The 20024-nt window shown below is 48.6% G+C and carries 18 protein-coding genes; 4 read left to right on the forward strand and 14 right to left on the reverse strand.

The features are described 5' to 3' along the window. Positions 1-6: 6 nt before the first annotated feature. From tatA to ubiE, 4 genes are all read right to left on the reverse strand, one after another. The gene (tatA, locus tag CBE68_RS01140) at positions 7-243 is read right to left on the reverse strand and encodes a Sec-independent protein translocase subunit TatA (protein ID WP_087504227.1); all 237 of its coding nucleotides are present in this window, start codon (positions 241-243) and stop codon (positions 7-9) included. Positions 244-311: 68 nt separating this feature from the next. After that, positions 312-1952 carry a ubiquinone biosynthesis regulatory protein kinase UbiB gene (gene ubiB / locus CBE68_RS01145; RefSeq protein ID WP_087504228.1) on the reverse strand — a complete coding sequence of 547 codons (1641 nt, stop codon included), beginning with the start codon at positions 1950-1952 and terminating at the stop codon, positions 312-314. Positions 1953-2001: 49 nt separating this feature from the next. Next, the gene (locus CBE68_RS01150) at positions 2002-2598 is read right to left on the reverse strand and encodes a ubiquinone biosynthesis accessory factor UbiJ (protein ID WP_087504229.1); all 597 of its coding nucleotides are present in this window, start codon (positions 2596-2598) and stop codon (positions 2002-2004) included. Positions 2599-2601: 3 nt separating this feature from the next. After that, complete coding sequence (gene ubiE / locus CBE68_RS01155; protein WP_087504230.1) at positions 2602-3357, reverse strand: bifunctional demethylmenaquinone methyltransferase/2-methoxy-6-polyprenyl-1,4-benzoquinol methylase UbiE; 756 nt, start codon at positions 3355-3357, stop codon at positions 2602-2604. A 253-nt stretch (positions 3358-3610) separates the two neighbouring features. On the opposite strand from ubiE, the gene bshA reads away from it, so the two are divergent. Beyond that, entirely contained in the window at positions 3611-4825 is a 1215-nt protein-coding gene (gene bshA, locus CBE68_RS01160; protein ID WP_143824447.1) for an N-acetyl-alpha-D-glucosaminyl L-malate synthase BshA, read from the forward strand. Positions 4826-4849: 24 nt separating this feature from the next. Beyond that, complete coding sequence (locus CBE68_RS01165; RefSeq protein ID WP_087504232.1) at positions 4850-7033, forward strand: cation:dicarboxylate symporter family transporter; 2184 nt, start codon at positions 4850-4852, stop codon at positions 7031-7033. A gap of 78 nt (positions 7034-7111) precedes the next feature. Here the strand turns inward: CBE68_RS01165 and CBE68_RS01170 are convergent, their stop codons facing one another. After that, positions 7112-7390 carry a hypothetical protein gene (locus CBE68_RS01170; protein WP_087504233.1) on the reverse strand — a complete coding sequence of 93 codons (279 nt, stop codon included), beginning with the start codon at positions 7388-7390 and terminating at the stop codon, positions 7112-7114. A gap of 510 nt (positions 7391-7900) precedes the next feature. Between CBE68_RS01170 and CBE68_RS01175 the strand changes: the two genes are divergently transcribed. After that, on the forward strand, positions 7901-8680 hold the full coding sequence (locus CBE68_RS01175) for a MipA/OmpV family protein (protein ID WP_087504234.1): 780 nt from the start codon (positions 7901-7903) through the stop codon (positions 8678-8680). A 76-nt stretch (positions 8681-8756) separates the two neighbouring features. Here CBE68_RS01175 and CBE68_RS01180 read toward each other — a convergent pair whose 3' ends face one another. Next, positions 8757-9359: a beta-phosphoglucomutase family hydrolase gene (locus CBE68_RS01180; protein WP_087504235.1), complete on the reverse strand. Its 603-nt coding sequence runs from the start codon at positions 9357-9359 to the stop codon at positions 8757-8759. Between the two features lie 311 nt (positions 9360-9670). Here CBE68_RS01180 and CBE68_RS01185 point away from each other — a divergent pair, with 311 nt between their 5' ends. Next, entirely contained in the window at positions 9671-10534 is an 864-nt protein-coding gene (locus tag CBE68_RS01185; RefSeq protein ID WP_087504236.1) for a sulfotransferase family protein, read from the forward strand. Positions 10535-10537: 3 nt separating this feature from the next. On the opposite strand, the gene CBE68_RS01190 is transcribed toward CBE68_RS01185, so the two are convergent. Genes CBE68_RS01190 through CBE68_RS01225 form a run of 8 tightly spaced genes read right to left on the reverse strand, consistent with a single transcriptional unit; the run spans position 10538 to position 20005 of the window. Continuing rightward, a complete protein-coding gene (locus tag CBE68_RS01190) occupies positions 10538-11845 on the reverse strand; it encodes an O-antigen ligase family protein (RefSeq protein WP_087504237.1) in 1308 nt (435 codons plus the stop codon). Beyond that, positions 11832-12662, reverse strand: a complete 831-nt coding sequence (locus CBE68_RS01195) for a heparin lyase I family protein (protein WP_087504238.1) — start codon at positions 12660-12662, stop codon at positions 11832-11834. The genes CBE68_RS01190 and CBE68_RS01195 overlap by 14 nt, the downstream gene beginning before the upstream one ends. A 4-nt stretch (positions 12663-12666) precedes the next feature. Next, positions 12667-14532: a WecB/TagA/CpsF family glycosyltransferase gene (locus CBE68_RS01200; protein WP_087504239.1), complete on the reverse strand. Its 1866-nt coding sequence runs from the start codon at positions 14530-14532 to the stop codon at positions 12667-12669. A 1-nt stretch (position 14533) separates the two neighbouring features. Beyond that, complete coding sequence (locus tag CBE68_RS01205; RefSeq protein WP_229744596.1) at positions 14534-15445, reverse strand: glycosyltransferase family 2 protein; 912 nt, start codon at positions 15443-15445, stop codon at positions 14534-14536. Continuing rightward, positions 15423-16604 carry a glycosyltransferase gene (locus CBE68_RS01210; protein ID WP_087504241.1) on the reverse strand — a complete coding sequence of 394 codons (1182 nt, stop codon included), beginning with the start codon at positions 16602-16604 and terminating at the stop codon, positions 15423-15425. Before CBE68_RS01210 ends, CBE68_RS01205 begins: the two co-directional genes overlap by 23 nt. Positions 16605-16622: 18 nt before the next feature. Further along, the gene (locus tag CBE68_RS01215) at positions 16623-18032 is read right to left on the reverse strand and encodes an oligosaccharide flippase family protein (protein WP_158100457.1); all 1410 of its coding nucleotides are present in this window, start codon (positions 18030-18032) and stop codon (positions 16623-16625) included. After that, the gene (locus CBE68_RS01220) at positions 18025-19014 is read right to left on the reverse strand and encodes a polysaccharide pyruvyl transferase family protein (RefSeq protein ID WP_158100458.1); all 990 of its coding nucleotides are present in this window, start codon (positions 19012-19014) and stop codon (positions 18025-18027) included. Before CBE68_RS01220 ends, CBE68_RS01215 begins: the two co-directional genes overlap by 8 nt. Before the next feature lies 1 nt (position 19015). Continuing rightward, positions 19016-20005: a glycosyltransferase family 2 protein gene (locus CBE68_RS01225; RefSeq protein ID WP_087504244.1), complete on the reverse strand. Its 990-nt coding sequence runs from the start codon at positions 20003-20005 to the stop codon at positions 19016-19018. Between the last annotated feature and the right edge of the window lie 19 nt (positions 20006-20024).

Here is a 20024-nt window from a genome sequence, read left to right on the forward strand (position 1 = left end):
GGTCTATTACTTCTTTGGCGTCTCAGATTTCTGTGATGTGAAATCTGCGTCCTGCTCAGTTTGGCTTTGATCGGTGAGCTGCTCATTCTTCTGCTGCTCGGTTTTGTCGTCGCTGACAGACTCTTTAAATCCTTTGATGGCAGAGCCTAAATCACTGCCCAAGCCACGCAACTTCTTCGTTCCAAACAGCAGCGCAACGATCACTGCAATAATCAAAAGTTGCCAAATGCTGATTCCACCCATGGTGACAGTCCTATTATCGATGGTTAAAAAATCTTCGCTATTATAAAGGGCTAGGTATACACCAGCTACTACTGACGATTCAACCAAAGCCCCCGCACCCAACATATTGCGGCTGCAGCCAAAACACCAGTTAATTCTGGCCAACTCACAGTATCGTGAACAAGGCCTGCACAAATGGCCAGTACCCCTGCAGTCGTTAACCAGTAAAACGAACGAGCTTGGCGTTGGCGCCATTGGGTCATTTGTTGCGCTGATTGCTGGTGCTGCTCCGTAAACCGTTGCACGGCCTGCAACGAGTCGTAGATCAGGTTTGGCATCTCAGGCAGTTTTTCGCCCCAGAATGGCGCGTTTTCCTTAATATCGCGCCACACAGCTTTGGGCCCTATCTGCAACTGCATCCAATCTTCCAAGAACGGCTTGGCGGTCTTCCACAAATCCAGTTGTGGATACAGTTGTCGCCCTAGCCCCTCAATATAAAGCAATGTTTTTTCGAGTAAAACAAGCTGAGGTTGAACTTCCATATTGAAACGGCGCGCAGTATTAAACAAGTTAATTAAAACGTGACCGAAGGAAATCTCCGCCAATGGTTTCTGAAAAATCGGCTCACAAACCGTGCGAATGGCAAACTCAAATTCTTCTACGTTAGTATCTGACGGCACCCAACCTGAAGCCACATGCAATTCGGCAACTTTACGATAGTCACGATTGAAAAAGGCTAAAAAGTTCTCAGCTAAATAACGTTTATCTTCCCGATTCAAGGTTCCGACAATACCGAAATCAACCCCAATATACATAGGGTCGTCGGGATGTTGCCGCGAGACAAAAATATTACCCGGATGCATGTCGGCATGAAAAAATGAATCGCGAAACACCTGGGTAAAGAACACTTCAACACCGCGCTCGGCTAGACGCTCCATGTTGGTCCCTTGCGCTTCCAATGCCGCAATATCACTCACCGGAATACCGTCGATACGCTCCATCACCAACACATTTTGGCGGCAAAAATCAGCATATATTTCAGGAACATAAAGACTATCAGAGCCTTCAAAGTTACGTCTTAGTTGAATGCCATTGGCCGCTTCTCGCATCAAGTCGAGTTCATCAAACAGGGTCTTGCGATATTCACTAACCACTTCTTTGGGTCGCAACCGCTTACCATCGGGCAGAAACTGTTCCGCCAATCCGGCAAACATTTGCATTACCGAGATATCAGCATCAATCACTTTGCCGATACCCGGACGAATAACTTTGACCACCACACTCAACTGCTGGTTATCAAGGGTCAACTTGGCACCGTGAACCTGGGCAACAGAAGCCGAGGCCAACGGCTCCGATTCGAACGAATCAAATACCTGCTCTAAGGTTTTGCCATAAGCTTGCTCGATTTGCTGACGGGCTTGCGATTCATCAAAAGGTGCAACTCGATCCTGTAGCTTTGCCAATTCCTCGGCAAACGCATCGGGCAGCAGATCGCGGCGGGTCGACAGCATTTGGCCAAATTTGACAAAGACTGGACCGAGCTCCTCGAGCGCTAGACGAAATCGAGCGGCATCCGAGGCCTCTTGATGGCGAGGACGAAACCACAACACAATGATCCGCCCATAGCGGACATACCAAGGTAGCCAGCTCTCAGGAAATAGTCGGTCAAGCCGGTATTGCCAAAAAATTTTAGTGATTTGATATAGCCGGCGATGTTGCTTGATTAGCATTATGAGTAGGCTCTCCGAACAGCAAAGCAGCAGTTGAATATTTTGTTTATCATGACGTTAACTTCTCAACGCGCTCACTCAAACGCTGGCAACGAGACGTCAGTTCATCGACTTGGCGGCTAAATTGGCGAAACTCAGCAGAGGCGGGAAGCCAATGAATTTCATCTTGCAGATACTCTTGCACATCCACCTCCATGGTTTGCTTGCGATCACCAGCCCAGCGCTCAAGCCGTTTCAAGCTTGATACCAATAAATGCGCGGGGACGTCGCCAATGCGCTGCGACAACCACTCTTCACTGTCGAACTGAATATTGCTCAGTGCCTCGGCAATCTGACTGGCAACTTTGACATCGCCATCAACGAAAACCATCTCGGTTTTTAATAGCTCGGGCAATCGTTCGCTGTATTTCAGTTGTCGCAATGCGTCGAGTGAACCTCGAATCCGACAATCGACCGCTTGTTCAGTCAGAGGTTGCAGACGCAAGCGTTCACCGACTTCAATCAATAACGCAATTGGCACATCTGAACACTCAATCGCTAACTTGGCGCCTTTAATACGTAGCAGGCTAGCTGCCATCGGATGCTGGCTACAATAGGCAGCCAGTACCTTATCCGCCAGCGATATGGCAAACGCTTGAAACATCATGAATTAGAACTTGAAGCCACGGTGGAGGGCAACAATACCGCCACTAAGGTTAAAATAACTGACTTCGTCAAATCCGACATCGCGCATCATTTGGGCTAACGTTTGCTGATCTGGATGCATGCGAATGGACTCGGCGAGGTATTGATAGCTTTCACTGTCATTTGCAACCAGCTCCCCCATTTTGGGTAACAACTTAAAGGAGTAGGCGTCATAGACCTTGTTTAGCCAGTCAAACTGAGGTTTGGAAAATTCCAATACCAACAGCCGCCCGCCGGGCTTCAAAACTCGCAACATGGACGCAAGCGCATTGCTTTTCTCAGTGACATTACGCAGGCCAAAACCAATGGTGATGACATCAAAATGGTTATCGGGGAATGGCAGCGCTTCGGCATTGGCTTGAACAAACTCAACATTTCCAACAACGCCTCGGTCTCTTAGTTTGGCTTTGCCAACTTTCAACATGGAGCCATTAATGTCAGCCAACACGACTTGTCCCTTAGGCCCCACTCGCTTTGACATCAGCGCGGTGATATCGCCTGTGCCACCGGCAATATCCAATACTCGATCACCACTTTTAACGCCACTGCACTCACGGGCAAATAGCTTCCATACTCGATGGACCCCAAATGACATCAAGTCATTCATCACATCGTACTTATCCGCCACTGAGTGAAATACGTCCGCAACCAGCGAAACTTTGTCTTCTTTTGCTACCTGGCGATAACCAAAATGGGTCGTCGCAGATGTTGAGTCAGTCATGAGAAAGCCTTGTCGATAAGTTATCGGCGATTGTAACGGAACCGGCGCAACGGAGAAAGACCGCAACCATGGCTGAGCTTAATAACCACAGGTTCCGTTTGAAGCCCATAAGCGAATGGAACTTCCAACAAGTTGTGAGCATCCAAAAACTATTGCAATTGTGTTGGCGAAGTTTTCAACGAATCGTCAAAAACTAACTATAACTTAATGATTATCCTTAATTATCAGTTACAACAACCGTCGGAGAAACGCTGTGCTCGAATCGTTCCTGAATCAACTAAACGACGCCTCGAATTCATCAGCAAATCGGGTCATCAATAAAGTGGCCCAGCCAAGGAAAGTTGCTTTTGTCTGCAACCCCAAAATGGGCGGCTCAGGTATTATTGCCACCGAGCTGGCAATGGCGCTGGCCGAGCGCGGCCATCACGTTTGGTTGTTGGCAGAAAAACATCCGTACTCATGGCGCCAAGTGAGCGAGACGCTTTACTTCTTGAAACTGGAAGTAAACGACTATCCGGTGTTTGAAAGTGCGCCTCACACCTTGGCCTTAGCCGGCGCACTTGCCAATCTTATTGAGCAACAAGGCATTGAAATCGTTCATGCCCATTACGCCGTACCCTATGCCGCGGCGGCCGTGATGGCGAAACAAATCTGCAAGCAGCCTTTTCAACTAGTGACTACCTTGCACGGCACCGACGTGGTTAAGTTAGCCGATGACCCAGCCATGCATCGGGTGATCGACACCGTATTGACCCAATCGCAACGCGTCATTTGCGTATCGGATGATTTGGCCCAACAAACCCACCAGCGTTTTGACTTGCCGATTTACCCAGAAGTGATTGCTAACTTTGTCCCCCCGGGCAAGATGTTCGCCGGATCGCGCCAGCAAGCTCGCGAACAATTGCAGTTGGATCAGCAAGGAATCTACCTAATTCATGCCTCTAACTTCCGAAAAATCAAACGAATTCCCGATATCATTGAAGCATTTGCGCTGGTCCGCAAAGACATTGACTGCCAGCTCATCTTATTGGGCGAAGGGCCGGAGGTTGAACCTTGCAAAGCGCTCGCAAAACAACTTGGCGTATTTGACGATGTGGTTTGGGTGGGGCAAGAACCGAACATCAATCGCTGGTTTGCTGCCGCTAACGTCAACTTGCAGCTATCCGATTATGAAAGCTTCGGTCTGACCTTAATTGAATGCATGGTGCAAGGTGTACCGACAGTTGCCAATAACGTCGGAGGCATGCCTGAAGTGGTCTCTGGGACCGGCAAATTGGTAGAGGTAGGCGACATCGAGGCAACCGCGCAAAGCGTGATGGCACTAATCGAAGAGCAAAACCACTCATCCGCAGAAGTGCAGCAGCGCTGCATTGATAAAGCCAACAACCACTACACCTCCGAAGCGGTTTGCATCGCACATGAGGCGGTATACCATGGTCTCTTAGTGACAGCGGCAAAAACCGCTTAGTAAAGTCAACAGGGAGGTTGTTCAATGGCAGAAAAATCAAAAGGTTGGCGACCATCACTTGCCAGCACCATGATCATCGCCATGGTGCTGGGAATCATCACGGGGATCTTCTTCGGTGAACTCGTTGCATGGACGGGGGTAGTCGGTAGTGCCGTCATCATGCTGATGCAGATGACCATCTATCCATATATTCTGGTCAGTCTGATCAGCGGTATTGGTAAGCTGAACGCCAATGATGCCAAGTCCATTTTTACCAAAGCTGGCAGCATCATGGCCGCCATATGGGCGATTGGCTTAATTGCCATATTGCTTGCCCCAGTGACGTTTCCGACACTGGAATCGGCGAGCTTCTTCAGTACCAGCGAAGTCCAGCCAAAAGCAGAAATCGACTATCTCAAACTCTACATTCCAGCCAACCCATTTGAGTCGATGGCAAGCGGAGCGGTACCAGCCCTAGTGCTGTTTAGCATCGCTCTCGGCGTTGCTCTGATCACGGTCAAAAACAAAGATAGGGTCATTGATTTAGCTTCGACCGCAGCCGAAGGACTCTCTAAAATCACTCAATCAGTAGTGAAAATCCTGCCTATCGGGGTGTTCGCGATGTCGGCAAACGCCGCTGGCACTATGAGTGTCGAGGAACTCGAAAGCTTGCAGGTGTTCATGATCAGCTACTTTGTACTGTGCATGCTGCTAGCTTTTGTGGTGCTGCCAATTCTGCTAACCAGTTTTACCCCGTTTAGCTATCGCGATGTTATGAGAGTCTCGTGGGGCGCATTGGTGACCGCCTTTTCTACCGGCAATATTTTCATTTGCCTGCCGGTCATTCTGGAAGAAAGTAAACAATTGCTGAAGAAACACGGTAAAGATTCTGAGGATGCCTTACGGCTGGTCGATGTCGTTTTACCCATCGCCTTCACCTTTCCTAATCTTGGCAAACTCACCATTATTCTGTTTATCTTTTTTGCCGGTTGGTTTATCGGCAAACCAGTCGATATAAGTAGTTACCCCATGGTCGGGATCAGCGGCCTGCTCAGTTTATTTGGTAGTGTCTACGTTGCGGTACCTTTCCTACTAGAGAGTGTTTTTCTACCAGCTGATTTAAACCAGTTATTCGTTGTCTCGTCGTTCATTACTGGTCGCTTCAACTCCTTGGTTGCAGTGATGAATCTAATGGCGGTGACCCTGCTAGCCGCCGTGGTTGTGGTTTATGGCGTCAACCGACCGAAAATTGCAGCAATCAAGTTCTTTGCATTGTTCGGTATCAGCACCGTATTGGTGTTCGCTGGCACACGGATCATGCTCGAGCATCTGATTGATGAGGACAAAAATACCTCTAGCCTGATCGCAGGAATGCGCGTAGAGCGCACCCTGACCGATCAAGCGCAAGAGACCTCAAGTTGGAACCGAGTCGCCAACGCGGAAATATCAACCGTCGAGAACATTATCAAGCGCGGCGTCATCAAAGTCGGTTACCAGCGTGGCAACGTGCCATTTAGCTACTTCAACAGTGAAAACAAGCTAGTAGGGCTGGATGTTGCGCTCGCTTACCGGTTGGCTGCCGATCTCGGTGTTGACGTTGAATTTGTACCCTACATGAACGAGCACATGGCCGATGATTTAGAGCGCGGCTATTTTGACATTGCTATGTCTGGTGTCGAAGTCGATGCAGAGTTGATGAAACATGTGGCATTTACCAGACAGGTCATGCAGCTTAATCTCGCCTTGGTGGTACCCGATCATATGGTCAAACGCTTCAGTGATACCAGCATATTGCGGCGCGATGAAATCAACATTGCGTTCGTGCAACACGAAGCCATGATCAGGCGAGCGCAAAAAGTTCTGACCAACCTAGAGTTTGATCAGCTCGTTCATTACGAGAGCTTTTTCAATCCGGACAAGCCCCATAACTACGATGCCTTACTGACCAGTGCAGAAGCAGGTTATGCTTGGAGTTTGTTTTATCCCGATTATGGTGTCGCACTGATGAAAGAGCCGGGCACTGGCAGGCTCTATTCATTTCCGGTGGCTTTTGCGCTGGCACGGCGAAATCAAGATCTGCTGAATTATGTCAATAATTGGCTCGATATGGTTCGCGCATACGGATTTATTGACAAGCAATATGACTATTGGATCCAGGGTCATGGTGCAACGCCAGAGCAATCGCGTTGGTCAATCATTAAAGATGTGCTGGGCTGGATCAAAGACTAGTCAGTAACAACTTCAAGTGAACGAGATTGGTACCAAAAGCCCCGCAACGATGCGGGGCTTTTGGCAACAGCAACCGTTCTAGCGCCGAGGGTGTTGCTTATGATAGCGACGAATGTGACGGTGTAGTTGGTAGCGCTGGTATGCACAACCAAAGAACGCCATCACGATCAAACCATTGAGTGTTAACCAAACTGGCGACGGAAAGCCCAGTGACCAGTTGCTGTAAGTCACTATCGCCATCACCACAAAAATAGAAATCCACAACACCAAAAACTGACGGAAACCACGGCGATGTTGACGCTCAATCACTGGCAAGCCAAATTGATCGACATAGCGAGAAAATGTAGAAGCTTTCATGATGATCTCAGCCTTTCCACTTGAGTATTAACTCTAATCTACCACCTCCAGTCGACTATTGTTTTGTTTTTAATCAATTCATCTTCATCTGGTTAGACCAGATTGAAACGATGTGATTAACAGCATCGTCATTTTGTATCAGCAGTCCACTAATCCCAATAAAACCAACGGCTACTGCGGCAACCAGTTCTGCTGAAACTTGGCAAAAAGACGATTATTAACGAGAAATCAGGTAATTAAACGATATTCGGCAATAATAATTCCGTCGCCAAACTATCACTATCAGAACTTCGTTCTACACTTAGCCCTGTTACTTTTATGTAATGCTTGCCACAACTGTGAAATTTGTATCCATTAGAAATTACAACCAGTTAACAGCAAAAAGGTAACGGCTGAACTTTATTGCAGTGGCATCTAGCAACAGTCATATTCAGCCGGTATGTTAGATCTAAGCCTGAATGAACAAGGCTTTCAGTCGTTCAACGAATACCGCAAGGACAGGTAACCAACATGTATAAAAAAATATTAGCTGCCGCTATTGGCGCAGCACTTATTCACACTTCAGCATCCGCAGCTTCCATTTCAGCGTCTCCAGATGGCGTACCAACTAAAGGCGCTCAAAAAAGTACGCTAGCAGTTGGTCTTGGTGTTGCCGCGCCAAGTTCGGCCTATCGTAGCTATGATGATTCAACTTCAGCAGTACCGCTGGTCTTCTTTAACTCCAAGAACTTCTACTTCGAAGGTTTTGAAGCAGGCTATAAGGTAATTGAAAACCGCAGTAGCCGCCTCAGCGTGATCTTGATGGCAGGCGGTGAGGAGTTTGACGCGGGCGACAGTGACATTGACGGTCTTGACGATCGCGATCGTAGCTTCATGGCTGGTGTGCGTTACCGCTATATGGCCAAGTGGGGTATCGTCGATGCCAAAGTCGCTGCCGATATCTCTGATGAAAGTGAAGGTACCACTGCGCGTGTCAGCTACGGTTACCCATTCCACGTGTCTGATCGCTTCGTTGTTTTGCCTCGCGGCTTCGTGAAGTGGATGAGCAGTGACTACGCTGACTACTACTATGGCGTGTCAGAAGACGAAGGCGGCCTTGCCGCATATGCTCCAGGCAGCTCACTGAAGTACGGTGCTGAACTGCTAGCCACCTATGAAATCAACAAAAAATGGAAAGTGCTAGGCGGTGGCCGCGTTTCCATGCTGGATTCAGATCTAGAAGATAGCCCGATGCTGGACGACGACATGGAGTCGATGGTCTTTGCCGGCGTGACTTACAGCTTCTGGTAAGCCAAGCAACATTAAACGACAAAAGCGCTCGTTCTGAGCGCTTTTTTGATCGCCGATCATTGCGTCCAATTGGGTATTAACTCGAGCTCGCAGGCCAGCGAATCACACCAACATCAATACGAATACAATCCATACCAGCTGCTCTGGCTGCTTGCTCGCCAATATCGGTATCTTCAAACACTACGCAATGTTCAGGCGCAACGCCCATGCTCTCGGCGGCGGTGACAAAAGTTTCTGGATGAGGTTTACCATTGGCCACATCACAAGCCGTCACCAGTGCGTCTAGATGCTCGATCACGCCAACATCAGCTAAGATATGTTCCGCATGAGAGCGGACTGAACCCGTGCCAACAGCTATTTTTTTACTACCCAATGACGCCTTGAACACATCATAAGTTTGTTCAATCAGCTGCGGCGAATCGCCCAGTAGATTCCACTGTTGACGCTTGGTGGCAGCAACGGCTTCACAATCTAATTGCAAGCCAAACTTAGCGTTAATTCGCTCCGCGATTTTTGCCGTCGGCACGCCGCCAAGCGAATACTGCCACTTCTCATCAAACGGAAAACCATGTATTTCCGCAGTACGCCGCCATGCTTCAATATGTGCAGGCATGGAATCAACCAAGGTGCCATCCATGTCAAAAATAATACCTTGGTAGGCATTTAATAGATCTATCATCGAAATTCCTCAGGTCGTAGCGAAGCGAGAATAGCAGATTAGGCGCCCAAAAGGTCATTTCTTTGGTGCGACAGCATGCCCCATAACAGAGCGTTTTTGTCCTCATTAACTGAGGCTCTCGCACATTGCTAAAGGCCCCCTGCAACCATTTGTTTTTGCGATAATTAAACTTACTTCACTTGACATGTACTGGCATTCCTAATGCATGACCTGTTGGCAACAATCAAACTGCAATCAACTTGGCGCACAACTGAAACCTTAAAGGAATAGCTTCGCCCTCAGCGAGCTTAAATTGTCACAAGGAGCAGACCATGCAACGTCGAACAAACCTCAAATTCATGTGTATTGGCGCACAAAAAAGTGGCACGACTTGGCTGTATCACCAATTAGCCAAACATAAGCAGGTCCACATGCCGACGCTTAAAGAAATACACTACTTTGATGAACTTCATCGGCAAGTCCCTAGTACTCTAACCGATCGCTGGTTTGGCAAACATTGGATGAATAAGCGCTGGCGGAAAATTAATCTCTATATGCTGATCAAATTGGCAAAGCTCGACTTTTCAAACGCCAAATGGTTTTGGCATTACTTATACAGCGAGCGCAATTGGGCTTGGTACGACAAGTTGTTTGCCAATGCGAGCAATTCGATGTCAGGAGATATCACCCCCGATTACGCGGTGCTCAACGAACAACTTGTGGCAGACATCCACCAGCGATATCCAGAGCTAAAAATCATTTACTTAATGCGTGATCCAGTAGAGCGAAAATGGTCGCAAATTAAAATGGTTTTAGGTGAGCAAAAGGGTAGAGATTTCAAAACCGTGCCAGCAGAACAATACAGAAAAGCAGCTGAAGATTGGCAAGATGAACATGGCAACTACGCCGAAACCATTGAATTGTGGCAGCGCTACTACGGCAAAGAGCAAATGTTTATCGGTTTCTATGACGAGTTGAAACAAGATCCGAGTGAACTGTATGGCCGTATTCTCGATTTTCTTGGATTGCCTCGACACTATGAAGACTCAGCGGTCAAAAAGGTAGTGTATGGTGGTGCTCGGCAATCGATGCCAGAAGAAATCTACCAGTTGCTCTGTGAGCAGCAGCGCAGCAAGTTAGTCGAGCTAAAGCAATTGGTTGGAAAGCTGCCAGATAGCTGGCCAAATCCAAGCTAATAGTTAGTGACTGGCCATCTTGACCGGACGAGCCAAATGACTAGGCAAGGTGATGGTGGCCACCACCTGCTGCTGCACTGGTTGCTTACCAACGACCAAACCGCAGCTTAGTAGCAACAACCAGAAAAATGATGGGCTCAAAAACACCCCACTGGAGCTGGCTGCAACGAGCAATAGCAACACAATCAGACTCATCGCACCACTGTAACAAATAGGCATAATGACGTTACTAGAGCACTTCAGCATCATCCGAATCAATTGTCCTACGCCCCAAAGCATCAACAATAATGCCGCCGGTAAGCCAACGCCCAAAACCAAGTCAATGAAAGAACTGTGAGTCGATTTTGCCATCCAACCAAATTGTACTGAGTATTGGTACATGATTTCGGGTCGATGAAATAGTCCTAATCCCCATCCTAATGCAGGGCGCTCCAAAGCCAACTGAAACAACACCTGCCACAGCTCAGTGCGGCCGGTCAAAGTAGCGTCCTTGCCAAGCCAGCCTAAAACAATATCTAACATTGCCATCAGACTCAGGTAGGCGACAAATGCAGTAAACAACAGCGCTAAAAACAAAGCGACACGCTTGTCTTTGCGCTTAGCCGCAATAATCAGGTTGAAAGCATAAAAGCAACCAAAACCAACCACCAACATGACCAATGCAGTACTCGACTTCGACGCAATCGTCAGAGCTAAGGCAATACCACAAAGCAAAGCGCTAGCCATTGGCATCTTATAAAAACGACGATAAACCCATTCGGCATAGAACAGAACCGCCGCCAGAGCGCAAAACGCTCCAAACACATTTTTATGGACAAACATGCCTCGCCACGAACCTTCGTGATTGGCTGTCATCACTGCATACTGCGGTAGTAAAAGACAATAAATCAGGTTCGCCAGCAACAGGATTGCCAAACAGTTTCGAAGTTGTCGGTAAAGTGCTTCTGGGCCGATGTGCGTGCAGTACAAATACACTGGCAGCGACACCACCAGAACCGAAAGAAAATGGCGAAATGTTAAGTCGGGTCGTGGTGACAACAACATCGAAGTCAATATGACAGCCAATAGCAATAGCCAGCCTGGACGCAATTTAATCGTCCCTAAGGATCGGCCTCCGTGAATACTTACAAACAGCACTAAGCCAAACAAAATCAACAGCTGCATCACTTTCTGAGGCATATAATTAATGCCACTGAGCAGGTATTCGGATGTTGGGTAAGCGAAGCCGATATTAGTCGAGCGGATTAAGGCTAACCACAACAATAAATGCAACAACCAAACACTGAGCAGCCGGCGATCAATTTGTATCATTGCTATGATCCCCACTGGTCACTTGAATATCGCGATATTCAACGCACAAAGGTTGTTCTGAGCGCCAACTGGTCGGTTTGTAAATACCGAACTTTAAAAATGGTTCACGTTGATCATTGAACGTATTGGGGCCTTTGATTGTCGCCATCTCAACCTGATCAATGGTCACGGTCAGTTCACCGCCATCAATACTGGCTAGCCGACCTACTTGCTCATAGTGGTGCCAGTCGCCTTCGGTGAGCGATAAGTCCTGAAATAGTGTGCGACTTTGGATACTGTTTTCTGCCCCGCTGCAGGTGCCGCTTTTGGTAATAGACACAGGAGTTGGATCCCAGCGATTAAACATCCGAAAAGCTCCAGAATGAAGCTCTAAGGCTTGAATCGGGCAGCGCCAGCGTTCGTCTTTATCAGGAAATGAATGGACCTGAAAATAGCTGTGCCATTCGCTATCGGTGGAATCGATAGTCGTCACTCGGAAATCAAAAGCAACACGATACGTGCCGGTATGAGATAACGCATCATTGACAGCAAACTCACAACGCTTGGCTTTGTCCTTCGGATCCAAGCACATTTCAATGCTATTGCTGGACGTTTGTCGAAAAGTACCTTGAACACATTCAGGCCATATTTTCAGCCGCCGGTCGATGGAAATGACATCCGACTCAAGCAATACCTGCTTTAAGTCCTCAGCCGCTAAAGCCCCAAAGTTCATTAGCATTGTGACTGCAAGCAACCGTTTTAGATTGATCACCAACGATGCTCGCGTCAACGGCACGAGCGACAACTGACTGGCGAGCATTGCATTATCATTAACCATAGGGTCATCTGCTCCAGTAAATCCGCAGGATTTTTGGTCCGTCAACCAAGTACCGGCGCCATAAACGCTGCGGCGACGAACACAAGCGAAACAACCATTCCAGCCCGTTTTTCTGCATCCACATTGGCGCTCGATGCTGCTTACCAACCATAAAATCAATCGAAGCACCAATACACAGCATGACGCCATGGCAGCCCTGTGTCTTTAAATGTTGTGCCAAGATTTCTTGACGCGGACAACCGACCGCCAAAAAAATAAAATCAGGCTGATAGTGTTGGACTTGCTCGACGCATGCTTGCACCGCTATCGGGTCATCGATGAAGCCCATTGGCGGTACGTGACAATGGCAATTGGCAACTCGGTACTTCGTCATGACTTGGGCGACATCAGTAGCGCTTGAGCCAATCACCATGACGCGATAATCACTACCTTGCAGAACCTGCTCAAACAAACGGACAGTTAAATCGCTACCGGTATTTAGGTAGCTTAATGACTGGCGACCAAAAGATGACAACCGCCGCAAGATTTGACTATCACAAAGCACCATTGCAGCGGCATCGTAAGCTCGTTTGAAATCGGTTAATTCTCGATCATGATACTTCACCACATGGTCGACATTGGGCGTCACCACGATGTGGCCATCGCGAGCACTATCAGCCCACTGCTTTAGTTGCTGCAGCACTTGGCTGGAATCAAGATCATCAAAATCCAATCCTAAAAAACTAACCCTTGTCGCCTGTAAGCTTGACTGGCGCTGGTCAAATTTTCGGGTTACTTCTAACGCTCGAGCCCGCCACGTGTTTTCAGCAGCAAACTGATGCCGCTGCAACGCCAGCTCTGGACTATTGAGTGCTATTTGCTGTGCCACCAAACTCACAAACTGATTAACTGATTGTGCTTTCGCGACCCAGCGCCAGCCAAGTTCATCAAAATCACAGTCGACACTGACTGCTGGCAGCCCAAATGCCAGATACTCATAAAGTTTGAGCGGATTACGATACTGATTAAATGGCGATGCTTTGTAGGGGCAAATACCAACGTCAAACTGAGTAATTTGAGCAGCTAAGTCGTCGTAGGCAACTCGCCCGACTAGAGTCAGGTTGTCGTAATGCTCGGCAAGCTTGGTGATGTCATCGTTACTCACTGGGCCGACCAACCGAATGTGCCAAGGTTGTGGATGCTGGCACAACGCCTCTATTAGCTCTGGGTCAATGGCGTTATCAATGCTTCCTACGAAGCCAATAATCCGCACTTCGCCGCGGTCGGTCGGCTTAGCGACTTGGGCTTGCTGCAACATTGATGTGTCGATCGCATTAGGCAAGTAGTCAAGGTGTCGAAACTGCGCGAGTTTTCGCTGCAGGGTCTGGCTGGTTGTGAAACCGAATTGAGCCTGTTGCAAGCATGCTTTTAGCGTTGCGGCATACTTCGGTGACTGGGCAAATGAGTAACTATCATCATCGTCGTAGTTATCATAGTGCATGTAAACATAGGGGTCGCCAAGGCCCGCTAAATAAAGATACTGATCTGGCTTATAAAACCACAACATGCGCTGGCCATTGTTAGCTTGCTCTCGAGTTGCTCGGCGCAACTGCCAAGCAATTGGCATCGTCACCATTAGCCACAGCAGCCAAGGCCACTTCATGCACCAGGACAGCGGCATGAGGGTGAACAGGTTGATCACAATGACCTGTTCCGATCGAGCCAACGCTATGTCGCCTTTAGTCGCTCCAGCTTTGATAAACCAACGAGGTTTCGCACAGTAAAAAACCTGTCGTTGTTGCTGTGCCATCTGCTCGGCCATGGTGCGAATAAATGGTCGGCGGTGAAACGAACCGTAATCATTGCCAGTGGCGAGATAAATGAGAGTCATATCAACGCCCCGCTGCAATGCCGTTGCTGATCAGTAGGCCTTTGTAAAAGCCAAACATCCAGGCCGAACCACACAAATACATAAACGGACATAACGCCAACAGCATAAAGGCACTGCCAGCATACTTCATGTTGCGGAAATTGATCCGGGTTACCTTGGCCATCATCAGCAGTGGCAACGTAAAACCCAGCAAGATTTTGTAGCCCAAGCCTTTGGCCTGCTGATAGCGCAAGAAATATAAGTTGTTGCCATTAATAAATATTTTCTTGAATACTTTGGATAAAGACGAGTCTTGGACCTGAAATCCAACGATTTCAGGGAAAAAACCAAGTTGATAGCCTTTGGCAACCAAGCGCTCGGTCATTTCGGTGTCTTGCATCCGCGGAATATCACTAAAACCGCCAATCTCTATGAACAAATCTCGGCGTACAATCATCATCGCCGAACTGAGATTAGGTCGCGTGCCAGCTTGTCGCGACGCCTGCGCTTCATGATTAAAGAAATAGTGCTCGATGTAAGACGCAAAAGTCCGATAGTCTCCAGGAGCCAGCTCAAGGGCACCGCCAAAAATGTCGTTACCAGCGGCAACACGCCTCGCAATGGCACTTAGCGCACCAGCTTGCATCACCACATCCGCATCAATGAACACTAAGGCTTCACCGCTCGCAGCGTCAGCCCCAATATTACGGCCGCTTCCAGGATTAAAACGTTGTTGACATTTGATGAGCTGAACAGCGTTGAAAGCATCGCAAATATCATCGACCTCAGTTCCTGGCGAACAATCGACGACAATGATTTCGGCATCGCACTGTTCGAGCTGCTCGACTAAAGCCTCCAGCGTTCGACGCAAGTGCGCTTGCGATTGATAAGAGGGAATTACCACCGATAGTTTAGCGGGCATTGCTGTAGTCATAGCGCATCTCCTTATGCTGGCAGTTATTGAATTGTTGCAAGCATTGCTGATAGAGCTGTTCCAACTTGGCATTTTGCTCATTCAAATTATGAACGGCTCGAATATAAGCAACAGCTGCATCACTGAACTGCTGCCAACGCTGATGATCGCTGAGCAACTCACTAATACGCGCCGCCAAGTCATCGACATCCGCCGGTTCAACAACAAATCCGGATTGCTTGGCGTTAACCGCTTCAGGCATACCACCGCTATTGAACACCACTGCAGGGGTGCCAACGGCTTGTGCTTCCGCGATTGCCAGCGCTAACGCCTCTTCATGGCCGTTGTCTAACCTGACGCTGGTTTGGCAATACACCCGCGCCTGCCGCATACGATGGCGAACCTGCTCGGGGCTCTGCTTACCGGCAAAGTCGATGTTCAGACCAAGTTGCATTGCCTGTTGCTCAAGCGCCTCACGCTCCGGCCCATCGCCAACCAACACCAATTGACTATCCGGGAATTTCTGCTGCACCTTAGCCATCGCTTGCAATAGATAGCGATGCCCTTTGTAGGCAACCAACCGCGCAACTATCAGTACTGAGTTATCTCGTTTAACTTGCGGCTCGGGGCAGAAAAAATCGGTATTAATACCAATGTAATGACGCACAACCCGTTCAGCAGGAAAACCAAGCTCCAGAAGTTTTTGTTTAATAAAGTCAGACACGGCGATAAACACATCGCCTTGCGATGCAAGCGTTTTGCGGTGATGCATAAACCGCAAATGCAACCGCCCATGAACCGCTTTAGTCGGCTGTTCAATGGTCGCGTCAAAGCCATGAAAGGTGGTGATCAACGGTACGTTCAATGCCTTAGCTAACGGCAGTGCAGATAAGCCATTAGGACCAAAATGGGCGTGGATTAACTGCGGCTGTAATCCACCAACAGTACGTTTTAGCCAAGGGCACAAAATGCCTAACTTGAGCAAGTTGTCAGTGATAGCTCCAAGCTTTCCTTGACGAATTAAATAGCTTCGCTCTGTGGCCAACAGCAAGCCGTTGGCGACGCCATAACTACCGACATAGTGAGCATTAAAATCGTTTAGCGCTTCGCCTTGTGCTCGAATAAAAGTTTCCGAATAGGGCAGCAATTGGTTGGTAAATACGACAATCGAATCAGTCATAGTCTGCTCACCACTCCTTTAGCTCGTTATAAAGCCGCGCAAATCTCGCCACCAAGAGGGATTGATTAAGCTCAACGAAATACCGTAGGCAGCAATTCCGACAAACAGAGCTAATCCCGAAGTAACTAAGGCAGAAAGGGGAACGTTAGCAACAATGGCGCTAACAAATGCCATCATCAAAAATGACGCCAAAATAACCGGACGTACTGCGTGCCACTGGCTGTTGGCGTCAATCCCGACGACTCGTTGTAATGCCAAAATGCCAAATGGCAGCGCAATCAAAACTCGCAATAACATAGCCATCGCACCGGCTAGCGCCCCCCAAACAGGTCCGGCAATACAAGTAATGACCAGCGCCAACGCACTGGTAGTCATATCAACAATGAGATTGGTCGAGGTTTTAGAAACAGCAGTAAATGCAACAGGCACAAAAACTCGGGTACAGCTGATTGCCATCGCGATTGCCAGCACTTGCGCAGGCAACACCGCCGGCTGCCATTCAGGCCCAAAGATCCATGGCACAACAATGGGTACCAATGCGGCCAAACCAACAAAACAAGGCACCAAGAACAACGAAGTGGCTTTGGTAGCATCACAGAATAAAGTTTGTAACTGGGTCGAGTCTTGCTGCCGTCTCGAGAATACCGGTAGGGCATAGCTCAAAATACCCGACACCATCGCACTTCGAGGCATTTCAACTAAGCGCCAAGCGAGCGAATAAAAACCGACAGCAGCGGCACCAGAAACCACCCCCAATACCAACGGAATGCCGCGGATGAGAGCATCCCAACTCAGTCGCTTCAGCGCTAACGGCCAACCAACACTGACCAAAGCTGTGGCATGATTCATTTTTAACTGCCACCGAGGTCGATATTCAGCGCCGATGAGTAAGGTGGCAAAACCTAATATGCTGCCAATGAGAGCCTGACCAATGATGGCCAAAGCGCCATAGCCACCGGCAATCATTGCCAGGCCAAACAAAGCACCACAGGTTCGCCCCAGCAATTGTCGCTGTGACAACAGTTTGAATTGGCCCTGCCGTCTTAATTGAGCAACATATATCGATGTTGTTGCAGTGAGAGGTAAGATCGGCAATGCCCAGTACACTAATGCTGCTAACGGTTGCGATAACCAAGAGTACGCCGCCAATAAAACCACTAAAGACAACCCAGAGGTCAGCACTAGGCCTCCCCAAAATGCACTGTGGAAGTCACTGGGGCTCGGTTGCTGATGTCGAACTAAGGCATCTTCGAACAAATTAGCAAATACCAATGCTAAGCCTTGCACGATTGACAGTGCGAGAATCGCTAAGCCAAGTTCACTCGGCCCCAGAAACTTGGCGTAAACGAAAAAGGTCACCAATGACAACAGGGTCAAGCCAACTTTCTCCGTGGCGATCCACAGTAACTTCGCAATGCGGCTACTCATGAACGACTCGCTCGTGATTGCTCGGTACGTAGGTGTCGCTATCGACTTGCAGCCAAGCCGCAGCATAGCGCCGCAACTTACCGTAGCTGTTGTCACGCATGACGACATCTCGCCCCATTAACAGCGCTAAAATCATGCCGTGAAGACGATCGGTATCAACGCAGCCATATTTATCAAAATGGCGACTGGCACGGTTAATCACCGATTGCACATACCACCACCACATTCGACTAGTTGCTAAGTTGACACCGATTTTGTCTTCCGTTCGAAAGGCGTATCTGAGCAAGGAATACAGTTTGTCATCGCGACGAGAGAACAAATCATCCCAGTCAAATCGATCAACATCCTGAGAACCGCCTTCAGCGCATGCCTCAATATCTCGGCGGCGCAAGGCCAAGGTCATGCTTGGCTTGTCAGTAGGCCAACGCCAATGGTCCAGTAAAGTGAAGGCCATATCGGGTAACAGTTTGACTCGATGAGCAGGTAAAATTGATCGGATAACCTCAGCAGAAGCTTGATCTCTAACGCAGAAGGTCAAATGCTGATGCTGCTGATAGATAGGCGCGGTCCGTTGCAGAGCATTCGGATCATTGAAGTGAATCGATTGCGGTAACACCACAATTGAATGATCTGGGAAAGACTCAATGACTCGCTCCCGCAGGGATTGGTGAAGCGGGTATAAATCGCCAAAATTACCCCCTCCGTGGAGCAGCAACACAACATCTTTAGCTAGATCCATATCGTCAAGTTGCCGAGCATTGCGGGCAGAGATGCGGCCCACAACCTGGCACGATAGCAATTCAAACAGCTTTTCCTCGCCAGCATGGATCAGTAAATCACCGACATTCAGGTGTACAGGAATATCAATCAGCAACACCTTGCGTCCTTGCAGCAGAGGCTTGAAGGAATCAATAAGAAGCTGCTTCAATGTTTGCAACTGGTCGTGATTAGGAATCAATCTTGGTGCTTGGAGTTCGCTCATATCAACTTCCTTGTACATTCATTGGTACCGGCTTGGCACTTTTTAAACGCAACACAACACGGCGCCAAAGCGACATGCCCTTGGTTGGCGAGCATTGCTGGTAGTAGTCAGCCGCGGCGGCGCTAGCCTTGCTTGATGGGCGCGACCAAAATCGAATGGCGGCTGGCGCCATCGCGAAACCTTGGCAGACGCCTGAAATGGTTGCCCACCACAATCCGGAGCGGATTCCGCGCCACATCATCAAGCTGGTGTGGAAAACAAAGGTTGGGAAAAAAGTCCGAAATTTAATATGCAGATAAGTCTTGTTGCGAATATCAAATCGCCAACGGCCAGCACTCCAAGCAACCCGATGTTCGGCTGAGACTTTATGACCGATCACCACCTCCGGGCTGTAGCGGATCTGATAACCGATGTTGATCAAACGTTTTGACAGATCGACTTCTTCATGAAGGAAAAACAGCGCGTCGTCATAGCAACCAATTTGCTCAAAGGCCTGACGCAAGATCATATGGCCAGCCCCAACAAAGCGGTCGGTAAAAAATGGCTGGCCCGCCCAATCACTCACCGATTGATGATATGACCAACTTGATAAGTCATCTTGGTTCGAGCCAAACCGGAGAATTCGAAAGGCGATGGCTCCCAAAGAAGCATCCGATCGCATCACCTCGACAGCCTTGGCGACCTGAAACGAGTCAATGAACTCGGCGTCATTATCAAGCGCAACCAAATAGTCGCCATCGCCCTGACGAGCCGCAATATTGCGGCCACCGGGCACCCCTGAATTGCTGCCATTACAAACCAGAGTGACGCAAGAAATAGCCTCACAGTGACGTCTCAACCGAGATAGCCCCGAGTCTTCTGACCCTTGATCGACGACAATCACTCGCTGCTCAATCCCTTGTTGCGCAACCGCACTATCAATCGCTTTCAAGGTGTCATCAATTCGGTCCCACGACAAAATTGTAATATCGACTTTCGCTAACTGACCCATATCTCACCTATTCCGTTGT

The organism is Neiella marina (assembly GCF_002165625.1).
GTDB classification, from domain to species: Bacteria; Pseudomonadota; Gammaproteobacteria; order Enterobacterales; family Neiellaceae; genus Neiella; species Neiella marina.